Origin of the sequence: Klebsiella sp. OBRC7 (genome assembly GCF_000293135.1) — a bacterium.
GTDB lineage: Bacteria > Pseudomonadota > Gammaproteobacteria > Enterobacterales > Enterobacteriaceae > Klebsiella > Klebsiella michiganensis.
Genome location: NZ_ALNJ01000123.1, coordinates 1 through 18556, shown reverse-complemented (window position 1 = coordinate 18556; position 18556 = coordinate 1). Strand labels below are relative to the sequence as shown.

Annotated in this window: 28 protein-coding genes and 1 pseudogene; all 29 read right to left on the bottom strand. The window is 44.3% G+C overall.

What is annotated here, in order from left to right:
- Positions 1-47: 47 nt before the first annotated feature.
- Positions 48-368: a hypothetical protein gene (locus HMPREF1144_RS23785; protein WP_009654204.1), complete on the bottom strand. Its 321-nt coding sequence runs from the start codon at positions 366-368 to the stop codon at positions 48-50.
- Between the two features lie 252 nt (positions 369-620).
- A complete protein-coding gene (locus HMPREF1144_RS23780) occupies positions 621-908 on the bottom strand; it encodes a hypothetical protein (protein WP_009654227.1) in 288 nt (95 codons plus the stop codon).
- 92 nt (positions 909-1000) lie between these two features.
- The gene (locus tag HMPREF1144_RS23775) at positions 1001-1522 is read right to left on the bottom strand and encodes a DUF262 domain-containing protein (protein WP_017900700.1); all 522 of its coding nucleotides are present in this window, start codon (positions 1520-1522) and stop codon (positions 1001-1003) included.
- A 39-nt stretch (positions 1523-1561) separates the two neighbouring features.
- Positions 1562-2227: a hypothetical protein gene (locus HMPREF1144_RS30785; protein WP_052544863.1), complete on the bottom strand. Its 666-nt coding sequence runs from the start codon at positions 2225-2227 to the stop codon at positions 1562-1564.
- 233 nt (positions 2228-2460) lie between these two features.
- Positions 2461-2745 (bottom strand): hypothetical protein, encoded by a 285-nt coding sequence (locus HMPREF1144_RS23765; protein ID WP_017900702.1) that lies wholly within the window; start codon positions 2743-2745, stop codon positions 2461-2463.
- Positions 2742-3176, bottom strand: a complete 435-nt coding sequence (locus tag HMPREF1144_RS23760) for a hypothetical protein (RefSeq protein WP_370516297.1) — start codon at positions 3174-3176, stop codon at positions 2742-2744. Before HMPREF1144_RS23760 ends, HMPREF1144_RS23765 begins: the two co-directional genes overlap by 4 nt.
- On the bottom strand, positions 3173-3385 hold the full coding sequence (locus HMPREF1144_RS33775) for a hypothetical protein (protein WP_009654219.1): 213 nt from the start codon (positions 3383-3385) through the stop codon (positions 3173-3175). Before HMPREF1144_RS33775 ends, HMPREF1144_RS23760 begins: the two co-directional genes overlap by 4 nt.
- On the bottom strand, positions 3386-4459 hold the full coding sequence (locus HMPREF1144_RS23750; RefSeq protein ID WP_009654209.1) for a hypothetical protein: 1074 nt from the start codon (positions 4457-4459) through the stop codon (positions 3386-3388).
- Positions 4460-4462: 3 nt separating this feature from the next.
- On the bottom strand, positions 4463-4684 hold the full coding sequence (locus HMPREF1144_RS23745; RefSeq protein WP_042928367.1) for a hypothetical protein: 222 nt from the start codon (positions 4682-4684) through the stop codon (positions 4463-4465).
- A 74-nt stretch (positions 4685-4758) separates the two neighbouring features.
- Positions 4759-5076 (bottom strand): annotated as a pseudogene (locus HMPREF1144_RS23740) (hypothetical protein); the annotation flags it as partial.
- Entirely contained in the window at positions 5073-5294 is a 222-nt protein-coding gene (locus tag HMPREF1144_RS23735) for a hypothetical protein (protein WP_042928365.1), read from the bottom strand. The gene HMPREF1144_RS23735 and the pseudogene HMPREF1144_RS23740, both read right to left, overlap by 4 nt.
- 244 nt (positions 5295-5538) lie before the next feature.
- Complete coding sequence (locus HMPREF1144_RS23730) at positions 5539-5754, bottom strand: hypothetical protein (RefSeq protein WP_042928363.1); 216 nt, start codon at positions 5752-5754, stop codon at positions 5539-5541.
- A 165-nt stretch (positions 5755-5919) separates the two neighbouring features.
- Positions 5920-6171 (bottom strand): hypothetical protein, encoded by a 252-nt coding sequence (locus HMPREF1144_RS23725; protein ID WP_042928361.1) that lies wholly within the window; start codon positions 6169-6171, stop codon positions 5920-5922.
- A 192-nt stretch (positions 6172-6363) separates the two neighbouring features.
- Positions 6364-6678 carry a hypothetical protein gene (locus HMPREF1144_RS23720; protein ID WP_042928360.1) on the bottom strand — a complete coding sequence of 105 codons (315 nt, stop codon included), beginning with the start codon at positions 6676-6678 and terminating at the stop codon, positions 6364-6366.
- An 80-nt stretch (positions 6679-6758) separates the two neighbouring features.
- Positions 6759-7079 (bottom strand): hypothetical protein, encoded by a 321-nt coding sequence (locus HMPREF1144_RS23715; protein WP_009654224.1) that lies wholly within the window; start codon positions 7077-7079, stop codon positions 6759-6761.
- Between the two features lie 53 nt (positions 7080-7132).
- The gene (locus tag HMPREF1144_RS23710) at positions 7133-8002 is read right to left on the bottom strand and encodes a DUF4942 domain-containing protein (protein ID WP_009654232.1); all 870 of its coding nucleotides are present in this window, start codon (positions 8000-8002) and stop codon (positions 7133-7135) included.
- 395 nt (positions 8003-8397) lie between these two features.
- A complete protein-coding gene (locus HMPREF1144_RS23705) occupies positions 8398-8979 on the bottom strand; it encodes a DUF6012 family protein (RefSeq protein ID WP_009654198.1) in 582 nt (193 codons plus the stop codon).
- Positions 8980-9016: 37 nt separating this feature from the next.
- Positions 9017-9310, bottom strand: coding sequence for a hypothetical protein (locus HMPREF1144_RS23700; RefSeq protein ID WP_042928358.1), 294 nt, complete (start codon positions 9308-9310; stop codon positions 9017-9019).
- Positions 9311-9326: 16 nt separating this feature from the next.
- Entirely contained in the window at positions 9327-9908 is a 582-nt protein-coding gene (locus HMPREF1144_RS23695; RefSeq protein WP_042928356.1) for a hypothetical protein, read from the bottom strand.
- 53 nt (positions 9909-9961) lie between these two features.
- Positions 9962-10345, bottom strand: coding sequence for a hypothetical protein (locus tag HMPREF1144_RS33105; protein ID WP_133116578.1), 384 nt, complete (start codon positions 10343-10345; stop codon positions 9962-9964).
- Between the two features lie 38 nt (positions 10346-10383).
- Positions 10384-10851: a hypothetical protein gene (locus tag HMPREF1144_RS23690; protein ID WP_042928355.1), complete on the bottom strand. Its 468-nt coding sequence runs from the start codon at positions 10849-10851 to the stop codon at positions 10384-10386.
- 82 nt (positions 10852-10933) lie between these two features.
- The gene (locus HMPREF1144_RS23685) at positions 10934-11137 is read right to left on the bottom strand and encodes a hypothetical protein (RefSeq protein ID WP_009654220.1); all 204 of its coding nucleotides are present in this window, start codon (positions 11135-11137) and stop codon (positions 10934-10936) included.
- A 70-nt stretch (positions 11138-11207) separates the two neighbouring features.
- On the bottom strand, positions 11208-11738 hold the full coding sequence (locus HMPREF1144_RS23680; RefSeq protein ID WP_009654212.1) for a hypothetical protein: 531 nt from the start codon (positions 11736-11738) through the stop codon (positions 11208-11210).
- Between the two features lie 676 nt (positions 11739-12414).
- On the bottom strand, positions 12415-12819 hold the full coding sequence (locus HMPREF1144_RS23675) for a hypothetical protein (RefSeq protein WP_065954433.1): 405 nt from the start codon (positions 12817-12819) through the stop codon (positions 12415-12417).
- A gap of 1141 nt (positions 12820-13960) precedes the next feature.
- The gene (locus HMPREF1144_RS23670; protein ID WP_009654211.1) at positions 13961-15058 is read right to left on the bottom strand and encodes a RepB family plasmid replication initiator protein; all 1098 of its coding nucleotides are present in this window, start codon (positions 15056-15058) and stop codon (positions 13961-13963) included.
- Positions 15059-16183: 1125 nt separating this feature from the next.
- A complete protein-coding gene (locus tag HMPREF1144_RS23665) occupies positions 16184-16975 on the bottom strand; it encodes a hypothetical protein (protein ID WP_009654233.1) in 792 nt (263 codons plus the stop codon).
- Positions 16976-17295: 320 nt separating this feature from the next.
- Positions 17296-17655, bottom strand: coding sequence for a hypothetical protein (locus HMPREF1144_RS23660; protein ID WP_042928351.1), 360 nt, complete (start codon positions 17653-17655; stop codon positions 17296-17298).
- 9 nt (positions 17656-17664) lie between these two features.
- The gene (locus HMPREF1144_RS23655; RefSeq protein ID WP_227500454.1) at positions 17665-18354 is read right to left on the bottom strand and encodes a hypothetical protein; all 690 of its coding nucleotides are present in this window, start codon (positions 18352-18354) and stop codon (positions 17665-17667) included.
- On the bottom strand, positions 18336-18556 hold a 221-nt coding region (locus tag HMPREF1144_RS23650), incomplete at its 5' end, for an IS5/IS1182 family transposase (RefSeq protein ID WP_042928349.1). The genes HMPREF1144_RS23650 and HMPREF1144_RS23655, both read right to left, overlap by 19 nt.

Sequence of the window (18556 nt, the reverse complement as noted above, 5' to 3'; positions counted from 1 at the left end):
AGATTTCGCGAAAAGTATATTAATCTGCTCGCGCATAAACCCTTATATTATGAAGCCTGCGCTGCTTTTTTCTTCCTAAACTCTACAACGGAATACCAGGCAGAAGACAAGAAAGAGAAAACGCAGATAAGATATTTGAATTTATCGCCTAGAACGTAACCATTAATCATCATGGCGAGAATTATGCCAGCGGCTATAATCCACGCAACGCCACTCCAAAGATGCATTTTTTCCGCCACAATGTTTATCAGAATGAAAATGCCTGCAAGGAGCGCCCCCCATAATGCAGGTTCCTCCAGGAACGGGTTTATAACGAGGTTGATACCAGTAAAAAAAGTAACCACTGCAAATGAAACGGATTTACGCATACTAACCACCTTCATGGAAAAAATTCATAAGCATCACTTTCTTCCTCCCTTTCCCAGTATCTGATTTTCCGGCGAATAGCCGGAGGGGGTTTTAGGTATTAATGCTAATATACGGCTCAACGTTCAAGGAAAGACTGCCGATTTACGGATAGTAACGGTATTCAGGATTTACGGCTACTGACAAAATAATCGGCCAACTAATATCCCCCACAATGACGTTTACCAGTCACTCTTTACCGAAAGTATTCTCCACTACCAGTCCCCCCCTTCAACCCTCAAGCCAGGAGCTGCATGGGCTAAAAGCTCCTGCTGCGCCACGTCAGACTTGCTATGGCTCTCCCCCAGCAGTAAGCATAACGTGCCGGATGCGGCATAATACGATGCATCCGGGAAATGCTCGTGAATTTCATCCAGGAGTCTGGAGAGATTTTTTGCCGTCCGGTAAAAACGGGAGGCGGCGTTTGGCATTGCTTCGCTCAACAATTCATGTGCTGTAACATCGTCATTATTGATTGCGTCTAAAACCTGATTCTGATCCACTTAACAGACCTCCCGATATACATCCTGAAAGGGTTGGTGCAAACCAGCAACTGACTCATCATGCTCTCGTTAACTGACAAGTTGACTGATCGTTACTGAATATTTCCTTTGAGTGCGAGAACCCTGTGTTTATGCTCCTCGCTTTGTGGCATGCCGGTGAAGTTAACTGCAATAAAATAGTCAAGACGGTCTTGTGGCGTGGCGTCATCAAGCACCACGGCGGTTAACGTGGGGGCACCAAAGGCGAGTTGCTCACCACGAGTTAGGTCCTGCCAGAAAACCGGCCCCCCTGCGAGCGCCAGTGAAATTTTGTTGTTGATAAACAGCCTTAACGTTGTCAGTCGCTGCTTGCCGTCAACAACCTCAATATATGCACCATCCCGGGACGCCCAGTCGGGGGCTCTCGCCAGCGCCACATACCCCAGAGGAAAGCCGGATATCAGCCCCTGTAAAAAAGCCTGTTGTTCCTCATGCCCCCAGACATAGTCACGTTGATAGTCGGCATCGAAATCCAGTGCGCCATCCTTCAGCCACTTGATGTACATGTCAACCGGATACTCCCCCGTTCTGGCCCGAAAGATTTCAGCGTCCCGAACTCTGTTGGTACTGGTCATAATTCTCATCTTCCTTTCATACCGGCCACATTCGAATGGCTAACTACACCAGTGAATCACATGGTTTGAGTCGTATTTTTTTCCGTTGACGATGATAGCAACTCCCGTATCGCGTGTGTCTCGTACAAAACCAATGCCTAACAAATTACCGTTCTCATCCCATGCGATGATCTGCGCTCCATCGAGTGGCCGCTCTTGAGGGAAAAAAGCAGCATACCTCCCTTCTGCAACGCGGAGCCTTTTACCTTTTCGCTCTGTTTCTGCCGGTGCGACTGACGCAGATTGAGCGTTTATGTAAAGCGGCAACGTCTTACCAGACTTTGGCTCAGTCGTCATGGCTGCATAACGAGTATGCCCCTTGAGAAGACGTATTGCCGCCTCTCCATCCACGTAGAACATAGGGATGTTTGTTTCTTGTTGTTCGCAATCAGGTGAAGTGTTCCCTTTAAGGAGTTGCTCATGCTCTTTCAGACCAGCAGTAGCTACAGAAATCAACGAATCAAAATCACAGACCATCGTCTTACCATGATGCTCATCTGAATTAGCGATGACCGTTAAAGAACGAACGAGCACTGCATTATCAGCAACAAGTATTTTCAACCAATCCTGTAACTCAATGTTCCCAGGGCATGCGGATATCTGGCGTAACTGTAGTTCGTTTAATTGCATATCACCAGGAAAGAAACTTTTTCTGACGGCATCCAATGGTCGCTCCACAAAAAATAAACCATGGTGATTTCATAAACACTGAGAAATAATTAACGATGAATTAAAATATTCTCCCCGAAGCATGAAAAAGTAAACATGGAGAATATCTAAAAACACCCGATAGTGCCGGGGATTATCACTGCTGGGGAGAAAAGAAAGTAACTTTTTCTGACTGTTATGCTGACAGGTATCCGAGATCAATTGCATCATGGCACTGTAAGCAACCCTCATCAGGGCAAACCGCGCTCTTTCCTTGTCTGAGAACCATTTGCGGCTTTTGCTCCTTCAGGCGTCAACTTCACGCTATACCAGGTGTAATTCTGCTTTACGCAATCACTGCAAAAATCAACGAGACCATTTCTAAAGAGGACGGGAAGCGACGGGCAGTTGACTCTGCGCGTACCGTTGTCCTCATCTCCACGCCTTCCATCGCCCTGTAGAAAGTATCTGGTGCCGCTTTTCATTCGGCGCAGCGTATAGACTTGCGCGTCTGTTAATCTGATTTTCTGTGTCATGACTCATCCTTTTTAGCAGCCAGGCAGGCTTCCTTCAGTACCCACTCCACGGCATCTTTCCAGGCTCCCGTTTCTACTGACGGATTTTCACGTTTAACCTGTTCATAAAAATCTACAGCTTTAATCAATGCATCCGGCACTACCGGCACTACCGGCGCTGGCTTAGCGTGGCGAAAGAGCGGGATATCTCCCGCCTCATGGTTCTGTTTGCCCCAAATCAGAGAGGTTTCTCGGCCCATAGCAATGTGATGAAGGTTTCGTTCATCGGTGAACACTATCGGCTCGCCGTCCATTGCGGCCATGCGACGTTCCTGTAGCTCTCGCAGCGCCAGTGCGAGGTCGTCATTCTTTGCAAACGCTGTTAAATCGTATTCTGTGGCACTTTCCAACAATTCTGAAATCCGGCGATCTGTTAACTGGTTATTGGTCACTGATTGGTTCCTCGTGAAATTTTATGGCCCGGAGCATAACAGCGTTGCCGGTCTTTGCTGATCCGCCAGCCAGCTTCGCGCGCCTGCTGAGAAATGTCGGTCATATTCCGGCCAATAAAATCAGCCTGCCCTTGCGGATAAATTTCCCCAGACTGACAACCTTCACAGTCGCAATACAAATCTGCGCAAAATCCCTCAGTTATGCCCATCTACTCAGCCTCCACCTTGATGCCAGCAGCAGCTAGCAAAACGGCCTCTACTACCTCCATGGAAGGAGTGCCCTCCCAACATTCGCATTTGTCGTCGTAGCCTATCGCGTTCTGAACTTTGCTGATAAATTCCGGATCAATTTTCCAACCCGGGCCAGAATCTTTAGGTTTCGGCAGCTTCACGGTGCGGGACTCCAGCTCTGCAATCTTTCTCTGCTGCTTTAATAGCTTTAGCTGGAGAATGACTAACTGGTCTCGTGCCACTTCATTCTCGGTTTGTATGTTCTCCAGCGCCTCTAGAATGCAACTGTCTGGATTTACCGGAGCATTGCCAGCCAGCATACGGATAATAGCGGAACCGCGTGCGGCATATTCAGTAATGGATACGTCAGAGCCAGTGTCCACATCGTCGATCTCAAACCGTAAATCTACTGTGTCGCTATCGATATCAGCAGCCTCAAAACCACCGATAAGCTCTAGTACGGCGGCTACATGCTCGACCTCATCTGGCACGACCTGTTCTCGCCGCTCGACCTCGGTTCTCCAGCCGTGATACCACATAAATGCGCAGTACGCGGCAACGTCGCGGGGGTCACCTTTAGCGATATGCTCGTGGAAAGCTGTCTGGCACTCAATTTCCCAATTTGCGTATGACCAGTTATCTGAGTGGCCGTACTTGAGTTGCGCCTTATACAGTTTTTCAGCCAGTGCTGTGCAGAAGTTGGTCACCAGCTTTTGCGTATCCGGGTGAAGCCCGGATGGAACTGACGGGATACATTTTCCGTTCAGTTTTGCCACTTCATCAATACATCGGTGCCAGACGTCAACGCCTGTGCTTAATTCATGCGCATTTATGCGATCATTCGACATCTTAGGGGGAAGCTTAATGCCCACCGGTTCGCGACCTGTTGCTGCCTTGCGACGTTGCTGTAGCTCTGCCAGAAAGGCTTTAGCATCACTGAAGATTTCAAAATTCTCTCTGTCTGCCGGGTCACTGTAATGTTCTTCCATCGCAACAAAGTAATCACTGATGGTGGAGAGGCGTTCGTCTGTTAAAGGTAATTTAGTGGTCATTTGTTAAGCCCTCACCCAACCTTTAGAGGTGCTACGGATTTGCCCTGCCTTACGTAGTGCTTGCAGTCTGCGGTCAAGGATTCTGAACGGTTCCGGCTTGTTCTCTTCAGCCGCGATTTTTTTGCATTCCTCAGCTACATCCCTGACGTACACACTGGAAAATGGCGTTGGTTGCCCACCAATTTTGTTCATTATTTTTAAATCGAGCACTTCATATTTGGTCATTGGTTGTCGCAAGCAGCAGAAAGTCCTTCCAGGGCTGTCAGTAATTCATCACGTTGCCCTGCTACCTTCGCATACTCAATCGCGGCGGCTTCCATTGCGGCTTTATGCTTCTTGTAAGCCTCATAGGCGTGCCAGGACTGGCCTTTGCGCACGCTTGTGGTAATGTCCGCTACCTGTTCTGGCGTCAGCGTGGTCAAAGGCTGTGCCGGGTAAATCAACACCTGACCGGCATCCCAGTCGAATCCAGCCTGAATGGACTCGACTTCTACTGATGGTGTTGCTCCGATACTACCCGGAGAGTGGATTAGGATCGTGACTTCAGGATCGCGGCGCTGGTTGATTTTGTTTGCCCATATGGTTGTCACCAGTTCACAGAACTTCGCAAATTTCATACTGCGCTTTCCTCAAATAGAACTTCGCCATCGATACCGCCTAAGGCGTAAATTATCGAGCCGTCGTCCTTGTTATCTATAGGCGTTGCGCTCCAACCTTCTCCGTCTGGTTCATCATCATCGCCAACTAGCGCAAAACCGCCACTTACAACTCTGGCTTCGTAATATTCGCCCTCGGTCCACCAACCCTCAGTGTCTTTGATGCATTTTATTAACATAAAGCGGATCCTTATTGCCTGGTTATATAGAATGCACCCTGAAGATACTGGGCCCAAAAAGCAGGTAAATTCTTTGTGTGCACGATTTATAATCAGAGCTTCCTGACGTAACCAATCTGTGCGTTAGAACCAAGAAGCTTTTTGTCATAGTATAAACGAAGAACATTTTTAAAACGGCCTGTTGGGCGCATTTTCAGGTTATGCGCAACAAAAAGAGAATTTATATTTATGACAGTAAACTTAACTATCCCTGCTTTGCCTTTTTCTCTGCTTTCATTTTGTGATAAACAGCCCAACTCAAAGCGTCCAGTTTTTTCAACCCAGATTTGTCATATAGGTAGATCCCATTATTACAGGCATGTTCTTCTTCGACTTTCTTTTTGAGTTGGTCTAACTCGCCGTAAGTGAGTGTAGACAGTTTAACGCGGTTCCAACTAAAGTTACGAATATGAGCGCTCATTTGCCTGTCTCTTTCACTACGTGAATTCTATTATTGTTACCACCAGGATAGCAATTTCGAGTCTTAAATCAACCCCTATTAATATTTTATACGTCATACCATCCATAATCACTGGAGAACTACAGCGAGAATATGATAATCAGAATAGTAACAGCGTGATTATTTTTACTCTGATGGTAATAAGGGGTCATTATAAACAACCTGAGCAGCAACGTTTGCAAAGAATGCCTCCTTTGTGTGACTGTTGAGTGCCCGAGCGAAGGTATTGTTGAGCACCCCTGCATCACTGCCGTCAACAATATAAAGTGCAATTTTTGTAGCAAGCCGTGCCTTGGCCTCTTTTAACTGCATATCACGGCAGGCCCTGGGAATGTACTCCACGATCTGGGCAATAGACTTTTCAGTTTGATTAAACATTAAAAATATCCTCGGTATGTGTGATAGCAACGATGGCATTCCGGAAAAAATTTATCCTGCACTAAAACAGGTATCGGCCCTGCACATAAGATTCACATGCAAGGTGGGGCAAAAAAATTTCGCTAGATTAATAGATTCAATGACTCCCTGGCGCAACCGGTAAAAACATATAAAAAGTTACTTTCCAGGTAGTCAGACGACACGGCAGTTATAAATCACTTTCCAGTCGTGATAGTCTTTCCCGTCATTAAGAGGACTGAGTTTAACGACATTCTCTGCCACCCCATTCATTACCAGCACACGTTCAATTCCGGAAAACCAGTCGTCGTCAGAGTTCAACGGGAACCAGAGATTATGATTAGCACCACTGAGAAGCTCATTATTACAGAAATGAATCCCTCTACCGATTTTTGTAACACAGCCGGTGACAATAACTTCATGTCGACCGCCATTATCGGTGGCTGGTAAATCCGGCTGAACTGAATTACACCCGTGTTCTTTGCCCATTTCCGACTCCTTGTTTTTCTATACTACCCATAACATTTAGACCTCGGCCAGATAGGTTGAGAGTCCTTAGTAATGAGTTGTTACCAGTCCCACGCCAGCAGACCATCTACGATTTCTGCGTCACGGTCAAAATGAACACATTCGTACCCTGCTTTAAGTACTTTTTCGATATTTTCAATTGTAGGCCATGAGATACCATCATCTCGTAAAAGCTGTTTCCACCCCGGATTTTCAACGCTGGTCCGAATAATAAAACCATATTCGTTTACGTGAATCCAGCTACGTCCACTATCTGTACGTGGATTATAACTGGCATCCGTTAATAACTCGGTATCTTCTTTAGCAATGTGCGCGGTGCTGATAACAGCGGTGGTGTAGTTTTCTTTAATTTCAATAGTCATGTCAGGTTACCTTAACAATTAGTCTTGTATGTTTAAATAAGTGGGTGTATTTTTCAGACTCTGGATGGTAGAGCGTCAGGGTATCGACTAGCCATAATCTCATTAATTTTTTCAACGAGGTCAGGGCGTGTGAAAGTCACATGAGCTGAACCTTTCCAGAAGGATTTAATAGTGAACCACTCACAGCTAAATACACCTTCTAACGTATAGCTGTTTAGGCTAATAAAATCCCTGTACTGGCTTCCTTCAGCAACCCGGGAATCTGGCACGTTTTTCTTGTCGAGCAGGCAAAAAGCACGAGCGAGATCGTTAATCCAGTTCTGAGCATTAGACCTGACCGAAGCATATCGGGTTCGTGACACATTTATGGACAATACACCTTCGAGGATAATTTTCTTGCTCAGACGGCAGGGATTATTTGTTTTGTAGTCCCAGGACAGATTACGGAAAACATCAATAATACCAGTAACAAAAGTTTCATTTTTCGAGGCATGAAGATGCTGAAACGTACTGATGACATTGTCTAGGGTGACTTCCGGGCATTCTTCGCTGTATAGCTGGTCATTCCATTTGTCATGTTGCTCACTGCTCATCAACGTAAACATCCCAGTCTGGGTCATCAAGCGTGTCCAGATACTGCTATCAACGCAACGAGCCACCCGGCGTCGGACAGCCTCTATATCATTTTCTTTATGACAACGCCTGCCGGTCGCAACGATCTCATCCAGCCCCGAGAACCAGTCCTTTTCAGCCGCAGCGGCAAACAGCTGTTCCGCTTCTCTGAGTTTCTCTAAACCTTCCATAAACGCCGCAATCCCAGCTGTGCGTTGAGCAATAATTAAATCAATAGCAACAGAAGGAATAATTTCCCCTGTGTTCTCTGATGTGTTTAGCTCAGCAGTCAGTGTATTTTCTACGGACATATAAAACTCCCGGGTAGATAAGGCTAGTATTCAAAGTGTTGTTCGATGAAACCAGGATACCTTTTTTTATCACCTCATCAACCCCCTATTTTTAAAATTTTAATAGAAAAGTTACTTTTTGGAGTGTGAGCGTTCAGATTCTAAAATCATGAGATTATGATGCCGTAGTGTTTACGATAAATATAAAAACTGGAGAGCAGAATAAAACTAAAACCACTCAGTGATTATGGTGTTACTTAAAGTTGCTTTAACAGACTCTGCGAAACAATTTGAAATCGTGAATTTTTTTCTGATTGTATTTCGAGGTATAGTTGTGGATTTATTGGGTATAATTAAAATTGGTGTATCTTTGGGGTGGAAAGCCCCTCAATAAAATCGGAGCTTTTTGAATTAATTCAGATGCAAATCTTAGAATCTAATTGAGGAAGCCTGTCGATGAAAAAACTATACTTAGAGAGTCTTTCTGATTCCAAAGTATGCAAAAGCAATGTCTCTGTCCTGAACAGTAGAGCATTATTCGCCCATACATCATGCTGCAATTTATTAACCGCTTCGCCGGTTCGGTATGATTCCATCATAGGTTGTATTTTAACGGGTGCGACTTTTTGATAAGAGGGATGGAGTCTTGGTTTCCATTCATCCAGGCCAATATTTAACCCTATGCATTGCGAAATAAGGTCAAATTCACTGTCCAGCACAATCGTTTTAATATTGTGCTGAACAACGCCAATGTTTTCAATAGCCCATTTATATTCCGTTGTAAATTGACTGATTTGCTTGTCATATTCAAGAAGCAACCCAACCATGGCTTTCCGGTTTTTTAGCATGCCAACATTAAGCCGTTTATTTGGATACGGTCTTCCGCATGAAAGCGCATCACCTTTAATCTCGAATTCCAATTCCGGGATCGTCACTGATTCAAGTTGGCATTTATTTGAAATAATGTGGTATAGCGTTGGAACAAGATGCAGATACATGATTCCCTCCAAAACGTTGCAGATCTAGCAGCTTAGTTTATTCAAGCCAAAACTGGGTTATCGCTACGCGGTCTCCCCTAAGTAGTTTCTTTAAATTAGCCTCGTGAAAAGCCTGGTAATGCTCAATATTCGATTTACAAAAGGCTTCAAGTTCTGGTTCGGTCAGTCGAGGTGAATAAATCAGGACTGTCTCGGTTTCATCGTCCGCGAATTGCTCGGTGCCATCTGGATACATGAGCCGTGGAACTCCCCCAATAAGCATTTCTACCTCGGTAATAAATGGGGTCTTATCTTCTCCATGGATATTTAAAAAAACCGCCCTGTCATTCATTGATGTGCTCCTGTAATCAGAAATATAATATTTTGTATTTATCCGGACTGAACCTCACGTTCAGGAACAGCGGCGTATACCCTGGCTCTATGGTGTGTTCATCAAAGAAAAGTCCACGTGCATTATTTTCCCTTATCTTTCTTTTAAGCAGTTTTATAAACTTTGACTTTAAAAATGACTCTTGCGACACTTCCACCTGTGAAATCGGTATGGAATAAATATTTTTCGAGTGCCGGTAACCATCGAAATCATTATAACAAAGGTTTATACTAATTAATTCTGGGCGCAAAGCTCTTACTTTAAATGCTAAATCATATGCAGATTTCTTATCTGACTCGTTGATTTTAATAAATGATGAATCATGATAATTCTCCGGTAATACCGTAACGATACATCCAGATGTTATATCCCTGATTAGTACGTACCAACCTTCATCCAGGCGACTATAAATCAGTATATGTTTTTTTAATATTCCTGGCTTTGAACCCAAATCGACATATTCCCTTTTGTCGATCATATCAGTGAGTACATGCAGGGGAAGTCGGGAACGCTGCATAAGTCTGAGTCTGGCGTGATCGGTTATTCCTGTGTATACCATATCTCCTCCTTATCTACTGATTTGTGAGAAAATTAATTATTCATCCTTGACTGTTAATAACCCCCACCGCATCCTGAATCTGAAGTATCCGAATTACGGCAATCGGCACCATTGTTAATGATGCTTTCCGCATGATTGTTGCTTGTTGATGAATAATAAGCGCTATGCATAATCAGTGAAGAATCACTACTATCATTCTGTTTATACCGATGAGTCTGGGGTTGACCCAAGATGGGTAATGATTTCTCTTCGTTCTTTATCGTTCCCGGTTCAAAAGTTGCGTTACGGGTAATGAAAAGATGCCAGCTAAATGAAAACAACCATGCGATCATCCCGTAATAAAACAACCAAGGCCAGTTACGTAATAAATAGCCTCCGTGATAGGCCAGAAGTAAGATACAGCCCCCACCCAACAGCACCAATTTCCGAAAAAGCATAAGCACCTCCATGCAAAAGTAACTTTTGCGAGTGAGTTTTAAGAATGCAGCATGCTTTTCAGGTCCATAGATTGCCCGGAATGCCCAATATCAATAACCGTCGCCGTAGGGAATGCAATACCGATTACATTATCAATAGCGGCACATCGACTTACAGCACCAATAATCATGTGCAAATCATTAAGAGTTAAGGAAAAATCCAGATTCACGCGCCTGATAGCATCTGCTTGACTAGCCGCATCAGCAGTTTTGTACTTGTTGTGGTTATAGAAGGCCACACAGATACTCTCACCCTCACTAATGTCCTCTGTGAGAGCATCATCGACAATGATACCAACCGATGGCTCAATGCCTGCGCACGTGCAGATAGCCTCTGAGATAGCCATAAGTTTGTTCAGGCTGGGATTACAACAGATCTCAATTGATACCGTCGCCCTTGACTTGATAGCTTCAGTTGAGTTTTGGTAGTGTTTCTGACTATAAAATGAAACTGTCATGCTGCTCATAAGATTCCTTTTCTGAGTTAACGTGTATCAGCAAAATCGTGTGGCCCAGAATTATGAAAGTCCAGGCCATCACTGGAATTGTTTACTGTCCGGTTGCGTCACCCGTTTGGTCAGCATCTTTTGCTTCTTTTTTCTTCAGTCCAATGTGGCATATAAAATAGGCCACAGCCAGGATCCCGTATACCTGCCAGAACGCCCAATCCGAGAGGAAATAGCCCATATGATAAGACAGAATCAGCAGGCCGATGATGGGCACCAGTAATGCTTCGCGTTTAATGTTCTTCATTTTTACCTCAAAAGTTACTTTTATTGGTTGATGTGCAGTTCGTGTATTGTGTGACTACCCTTCTTTGCTCTCAGTCGCAGTTCACCCCCACAACAAAAAGGACCAATCCATTACTGACATTAAGTCTGTCGAGATTGATCTGATCTGAGGTTAAAGCCCTGAGGTTTGATTCAGACGCATCCAGGGGGTATAGCGGTTGTGTCAAAAGAAGCGCATTGTCATCCGAGCACGTTAACCCGGCAGACATAACAAATGACTGGTAATCCCGACGGATACATTGTCGAACCTCATCGCTATCAAAGTTAAAATAGTCGAGGGATTTTGGACAAAATACTTCGCCTGCAACCTGCTCCAGTACCACAATTTTTTCTGGGAGTATTTTTAGCGGTAACACCGCAGCCTGGAACTGGTTACAACTGTACCCTCCACATTGTTCTTCCCCGAGAAACCAGTCCTGTGAGGGTGAATCAGGGACAGTGATCGTTGAGGCCAGCACCAGAACTGGGTATTCATCATTAGGGCAAAACCAGGGCGCGAAATGTTTTTCCGAAATATCAGAAATATTCCTTCCATACAGAAATGGTTCAATAGTAGGGATCATATACCTTCGCTGCTCCGATATAATTCCTTATTAACTATATAAGGACATAGAATCTTGTGACCGGCACATAGTTTGTTCATAACATCCGTGCAAGACCTGAATACAACAAAATTGTATCCTGAAGCACAAATAAATTTCTTAGTTATGTAGATGAATTACCCTTTGTAGAAAATTTATTTTCCCTGAATGCCAAGTATGCCTGTTTTCCTTATCATCAGGTATTGATGCACACGACGCGCAGCAGATGAGTAAGATATGTATTCATGTCCACATTGCCTGCATCGACAGACATAGCCGGTACCTTTGGCTTCCTCGACCGAGACGTCTTCCCAACCAGTATAATCGAGCCCTGCTCTGGCCCGGTGCCAGTTCTTTTCGTAGCAAGGTACGCAACGCAGGCTACGTGTTCTCCGACAGCTTCCTCTCCCCCCCATAAGCGTTCTACACCTTCTTTTACTTCCTAATCAACAGGAACAATTATACAGATTTAAACGTTGTGTAAACCCCCAAAGTTAATATTTAGAAATAAAAATCCTTTTAGTTTCATAAACATTCAGTGATTTTAGAATAAAATGAATGAAGAGACTGAAGCTACAATGTTGAGATGAAATTGTGCTGATGGAAGTAAAACCCGCCAGCACTAATGTGCTGAGTTATGCTTATTTGCCTATTTTACCTATGAGTTGATATCTTCAAATTTCGACAGACCAATTACGTAAATCACGATTGCACACGCTCCAAGGCCCAGTGATTCGCTAATGTCCCGGGTAGAAACAAGATAAACCAGACAAGCGGTAAGCACCTGTGTAACGAGAGCTCCGGCAAAGAACATGAAAGCTCCCCATCTTATTATTGCCAACAGAGCAACCAGGGCTGGTGTTATGATAAAAACGACTAAAGTACCTATAAGCTCGACTACCTCTGGAAAGTTGCTTTTAAGTGAGTAAAGCAACGCCATAAACAGCAATGCGGGAATACCCACAACAAGGGTGTCTTTGAGTGGTAAATGTTTCATGTTATTCATTTTGTTACCTCGCCCGGAAGTTAAACTATCTAAATAATACTCATTATAACCATCCATCTAAAAGCATTTCCCTGACTTCCTAGCAGTAACGGACTGTTTAAGTTATTTCTTTTCCTCACTGAAAGTTTGAAGATCGATTACTGCATCATCGACGCACTGTTTATTTATACAGTATTGATATCTAATGAGTTTATTTCCTATATCCTTCCCAAAAAGTCCCATAGTTCCGAAAAATTATTTCAGCACATTGTAAAATTGTTCAACCTGTGATGAGCAACGACATTCCGGTGCTACATCTGGTGGGTTAGTTTAAAAAAGTTACTTTTGATTGTGATAAGCCTTGAGTGATCAATTGAGGCCAGGACAAGCCAGACGTACAAGTGAAGACTCATTTATGGCCTTCGATGCCTTGCTCAGTCCTATCTCTCATTTATATGTTCGTCCGGATGCACGACGAAATGGGATCAGCTGCTCTGACAGGGCTTATCGCCAAAAGTAACTTTTAGTCCCAGTTAAGTGGTGGAAGATTGAATCTCTAAAGCGCGCTGTCTGGAAAACTCTGATGAGTTTTAAACAGGACAACGCATCGGGCAAGTATGAAAAGTTACTTTTGAGTAAGGGAGTACCGCCGTACGAGTATCAATACCAATTAAATAACGCTGAATGTTAAGGGTTTAGGCCGGAGACTAGTTCCGCACACATCTGTTATCAGATTTTCTGTTCAGTAGAACAATGATTCTGATCCATTTTGTCATCGCTCATACGTACGAACGATGACTTTTAGCGTTGCGCTAGTGATAGCGGGAACTGTCTTTAGAAGACAGTATGAGTGAAGGGAAGGTGTATATGTAGCTCGCGACAATATATCCAATTGATTTTTATTAATTTAATCATCAATCCATACAATCTGTTTTGTTCCAGAACGTTCCTGGCATTTGCCTTTTTGTCGGGAGTATTTTTGACGAGCAAAGTACGTTAACGTACGAACGATGACAATAGGTCCGGATACACGCATCCGGAGACCTTGAACGTACGAACGATGACGTTTTGATAGTTAGATGGGGTATGCCCCAGGTTTTTTTGCGTCCGAAGGAAGGCAATCAGAAAATGAACGAGTCTCATGGCATCCCTGAACGGTAGGGAAGCGCTTCCCGTGTAGTTTCAGAAATCCAAGTCTCCCTCTGTTAGTTGAGCAGTCTCACTCCTCGCTAAAATCCGCGTCTTCAGCCTCTTCATCATTATTCTTGCCGTTTATCTTTTTCATCTTATCGATGGAAACAAGAACTGCAGCAATCTCTTCGCCGGTAAACCCAGCTGCTTTCATCATTTTCAGTTTTTCAAGCAACGGGTCATCCAGGATCGGGTCATTTTGTGCGGGTGCCAGAATAGGTTCCTTTTTCGCACCGAGAGATGGGCTTCTTTTTAGGATATGAAATTTGATGTTTCTACCGACCTTCTCTTCATGGTATTGCAGATAACCTATCTCATGTAGCTCATGAAGTGAGCGCCGTATAATTTCATTCTGAGCGGAGACGCGGGAAGTTAACCGCAGTCGGTCTCGGAATCGTTTCATGCTGATTGGAGCCGGGTTCTTCGGCAAGCTCGCCAGATAGGTATACAACGCCTGTGCAGACTCTTTTCGTTGTAAGCTGTCCAGTGCCTTAAGCCGCAAAAAAACCTTATAATCAATCGCGTAAAGCTCTTTGATGCGGGGGTCACCTTCTATCTCGATCTCATTTGTTTTGATGTTATAACGTGCCCAGTTTATCAGGCCGGTAGTAAGCGTGGAATCTTCGTTTCTGAACTGAAAGGTCACCATTCTTAGCTTAACCATCGAGGCGTCGATACGCGCTTTCATGTGCTTATTCGATCGTGCCGGGTCAAATCCACAGTTTTTGAGGAACGTTGAGAATGGTAATTTTATTCTTCCCGAAACTGAGACATCGTTAAAATCGTGAATCGTCCTGACAATTCCCAGCCAGACTCGAAAATCGGTGTTCATATCCAGCCGGGGGCTAGATAGGGAGATCTCCTTGTACCCTTCACTGGAAGCGACCTCCATATGCTGGAGCTCGTTTGACACGTCCATAGTCACGACTTTATCAATGGAACGTGTTTTGCCAGTAGCCAAGGGAGTCGGGACAAATACCCCTAGTCTTAGCAGCGCAACGGGTTGGACAGTGCCTGTGTTCCCAGGTGCGAAGTGAGTAACTTTGCCTGTTTGTCCTGTCACTTCAAAAGAAAAATCACCCTTCCCACTGATATCTTTAGATATTTCTTGGTTTACTTTCTTCACAGGCTATCCTTGTGCAAACGTACGAACGAGTACCTAATATCATATCAACGATGTTAAAAATACATACAAACGATGACTAATTTCAACCTACCAATGACAAAATCACGTACGAACGGTGTCAAAATCCCGTACGAACGATGTAAAAAAGTGACGATTTTTCTCATATAATCAATGGGATGAAGGAGCGGGGATCCTTTAGGTTTTATTTGGGTTAGATCTTGGATCATATTGGGATCTATTATTGGTTATACCCTGTGGATAACGGTGATAAGTGTCTTGACCCTCCAGGTTGCTCGCAAAACCAGCAAAATAGCTCCTTTCCGGGTATTCACCCCCTGCACCTCCCGAAGCTGGATTCCAGATCGGGATAAACAACGGCAAACAAGCGGAAAAAGACAACGTACGAGCGCTGTCATTTTGTTTTAAAAACTGTTATTTATTAATATGATAAATAAAATGACAATGGCTGTTGTATCTCTGCCGGGCAATGCTGGTGGTAGAATTTTAGAACAGCTAACGGTGAAAATAATCGCCTCTAGGACAAAATGCCCCTGAAACGCCACAGGATTAATCGTAAAATTTTTACGTAGGTAGATACCTTTTTTCTGATAAATGTGTCCAGAGAGCGTTTACGGGCTTCTGAGGGGCTAATTGACTGACGGATTGGCTTGCTGAAAGGTTAGATCTTGTTTGATCCGGAAAGGATCTGCGAAATGTTGGATTAGCGGGCCAAGCGGATCCCTGAAAGCCTAGAGACATTGACCATTTTGAGGACGTTAACCGGAACCGTCCATAGGGGACGAATAGATATTTCTTCGTTCGCTGTCACCGGTTGGAAAGGCGAAGCGCGGCAATCACCTTTCGCTGTTCCACTGCCCTACCGGGGCCGAAATGACGGAAGTTCTGGGCATTCCGATACCTGTATCTACTTAACAGCCGTATTTTTTTCAGCGAAATTTAAGCCAGTAAACATCGGATATTCTCTACGCCATAATTCCTTATGAATTACTGGATAGTGCTATAATGATTTTCCTTTCTGAATGTGACAGGTATTTTTGTTCTTCGTTTGGAAATATTTAAAATAAGGTGCGACATCATATATAGGCGCACCTCCCTGAATACAAATTATGACCTGATGTTTTTCAGTTCACTACGTGCATCTTCAATATTTCCACGCGCTTCTTCAAACGCTACCCTTAACCATTCCCGGTCAAACCAGTTCCGCACCGGACTATTTTCGTAAATGTGGACCAGTTCGGCATAATGTTGCCCGTAAACTTTTCCTGTAGATTTCCCTCTCACTATGATTTCGAGGTTCTTCAGTACACATTTTCCGTTAAGAATATCCGCTATACACGAATCTTTATATTCATCATCCCAAGTATCAGACGTGTCCCAGAACTCCTCTTCGCTTTCGGTGACAATGATTTCGAAATTGGCTGTTGCTCGTGACATAACAAGCTCGCCTTCATAGGCTGGAGTCATGCTTTCATGAATTTTATAACCGTCGTTTTCAAGCGTGTTACAAATCTGCTCAATACTTTCCCTTATGCTCTCCAGAACGTCATTAAAGCGGACTTCATATTCGATGTTGTCAGGGTAATTTTCTAACAGGGTCCGAATTGTATTGGCATGCGAATATCGGTAGCCATAACCGTTGCGCTCAAGGATGAGTGTAGTGCCACTGCCTTTTATTACTTCGGCAACCTCTTCTGCTAGTTTTTCAGAGATGTGGTTATCTTTCAGCAGACCAGACAGTAAGGTCAAAATTTCTTTGTCATGCAGCACACCGTAAAATGCCACTCCATCTCCCTGGCAGTAACGTAATGAATAGTCCAGTTCCAGATCGGCAGGCCAACCATGACCCAGCAGAGTGTTTTGACAGTGACGGTTAAACAGATTGTTAAAAGCGTTCATTGCGGATTCTCCAGCAGTTAAGGATAGTGTGCGGCTTGACCTGTGCCGTGAGACAAACGCAGACGGGGAAAACAGAACAAAAAAGGGCGATGAAGGAAGCCGCAGCTCAAAATTTTTGCAGGCTGAATGCCTGTAAAAATTTTGTGACCGGGTGACTGAGGCGGCGATAGCTTCCCTTTGAAGTGATGTGACCCGGCTAAAGTGGTCTCACGGCACAGGTCCCGGTACCCGGCAAACCGGGGACCGTGGGCCTGTGCTGGTGGATTGAACGAAATTTAAATTGCAGGGGGTTAAAATGGAGAAAAGTGGATCTTGATGATTTACTCGTAACCGTATTTCGTGGCGGCTTTTACGGCTGCATCATACAATTCCTCTTTAGCCATTTTTTCTTCTCCGCCACAATCAAGTGTCACGGTCCTGAAACTGAAACTTGTGAGGTCTGGCTCATTACGCGATTTTAACTTGCAAGATAAATATTCTTTCCCTATTGGTACCAGGCCCATGTTTCTGTCCTGCCAGCTGGAATAAGACACGTACGATGCAGCGATAACGCTAAAGAATACGAGAAATGTCCATTCTTTCCGGTTTAACAGGTCCTTACGGAAAATTGCTCCGGCGATGGTCATCACCGGCATAATCCACACAACAATACTGGTTAAAACAAAGAACTGGCTAAACATTAAGCCCCCCTAATACCACCTTTCGTTAATTCCTGCTGGCGGTTTGAATTTATCACCGGACGTATGTTTCCTTACGGAACTGTCCTCCTTAAGGATAAACATCATTGCCAACTCTTTATTATCAAAACTGTGCCTGGTGACCGTATGTACCGGCGCTTCGATATTGCTCAATGAAATGGTTCCGTCCGACCCTTGTGGACAGATATCGAACCAGTGGTGAATTCGATATATTTCCCCATCACATTTCAGCACCGGGAGTGGGCCTTCTGACAGAGACTTGGGCAGTTTTACTTCGAATACATCAACAGCTTCCTGCTCCTGTTGGTGAGACGAGCCCAGTAGTTTATCGATGATAAACTCGTCGTTATCGTCTTTGAGATTATCGGCAATATATATATTGCGGTGTAGTCCGCGTTCAGCTTCCGAGATAACAAAAAAGAGTCGGTTTTCTAACATCCGGAGTTGGCTGTAGGCACTGAACGAAATAGAACCGTATTCAACGTTATCCATACTAAGCTTACGGTCAGCGCTAAGGAAGGTGCGAATAAGCAGGTCATTTCTTCCCAAGCTGACTCGCTGATTAAAATTTCGCGGATCTGGGCCGATTTTTTTCCCGCAAACACATCGAATCAGCCTATTTAGGCTATTTTTTCCACCATTTCTGGCGTTATTTCCGGTTTTTACTGAGATCTCTCCCACTGACGTATCATTTGGTCCACCCGAAACAGGTTGGCCAGGGTGAATAACATCGCCAGTTGGTTATCGTTTTTCAGCAGCCCCCTGTATCTGGCTTTCACGAAGCCGAACTGCCGCTTGATGATGCGAAACGGGTGCTCCACCTTGGCACGGATGCTGGCTTTCATGTATTCGATGTTGATGGCCGTTTTGTTCTTGCGCGGAT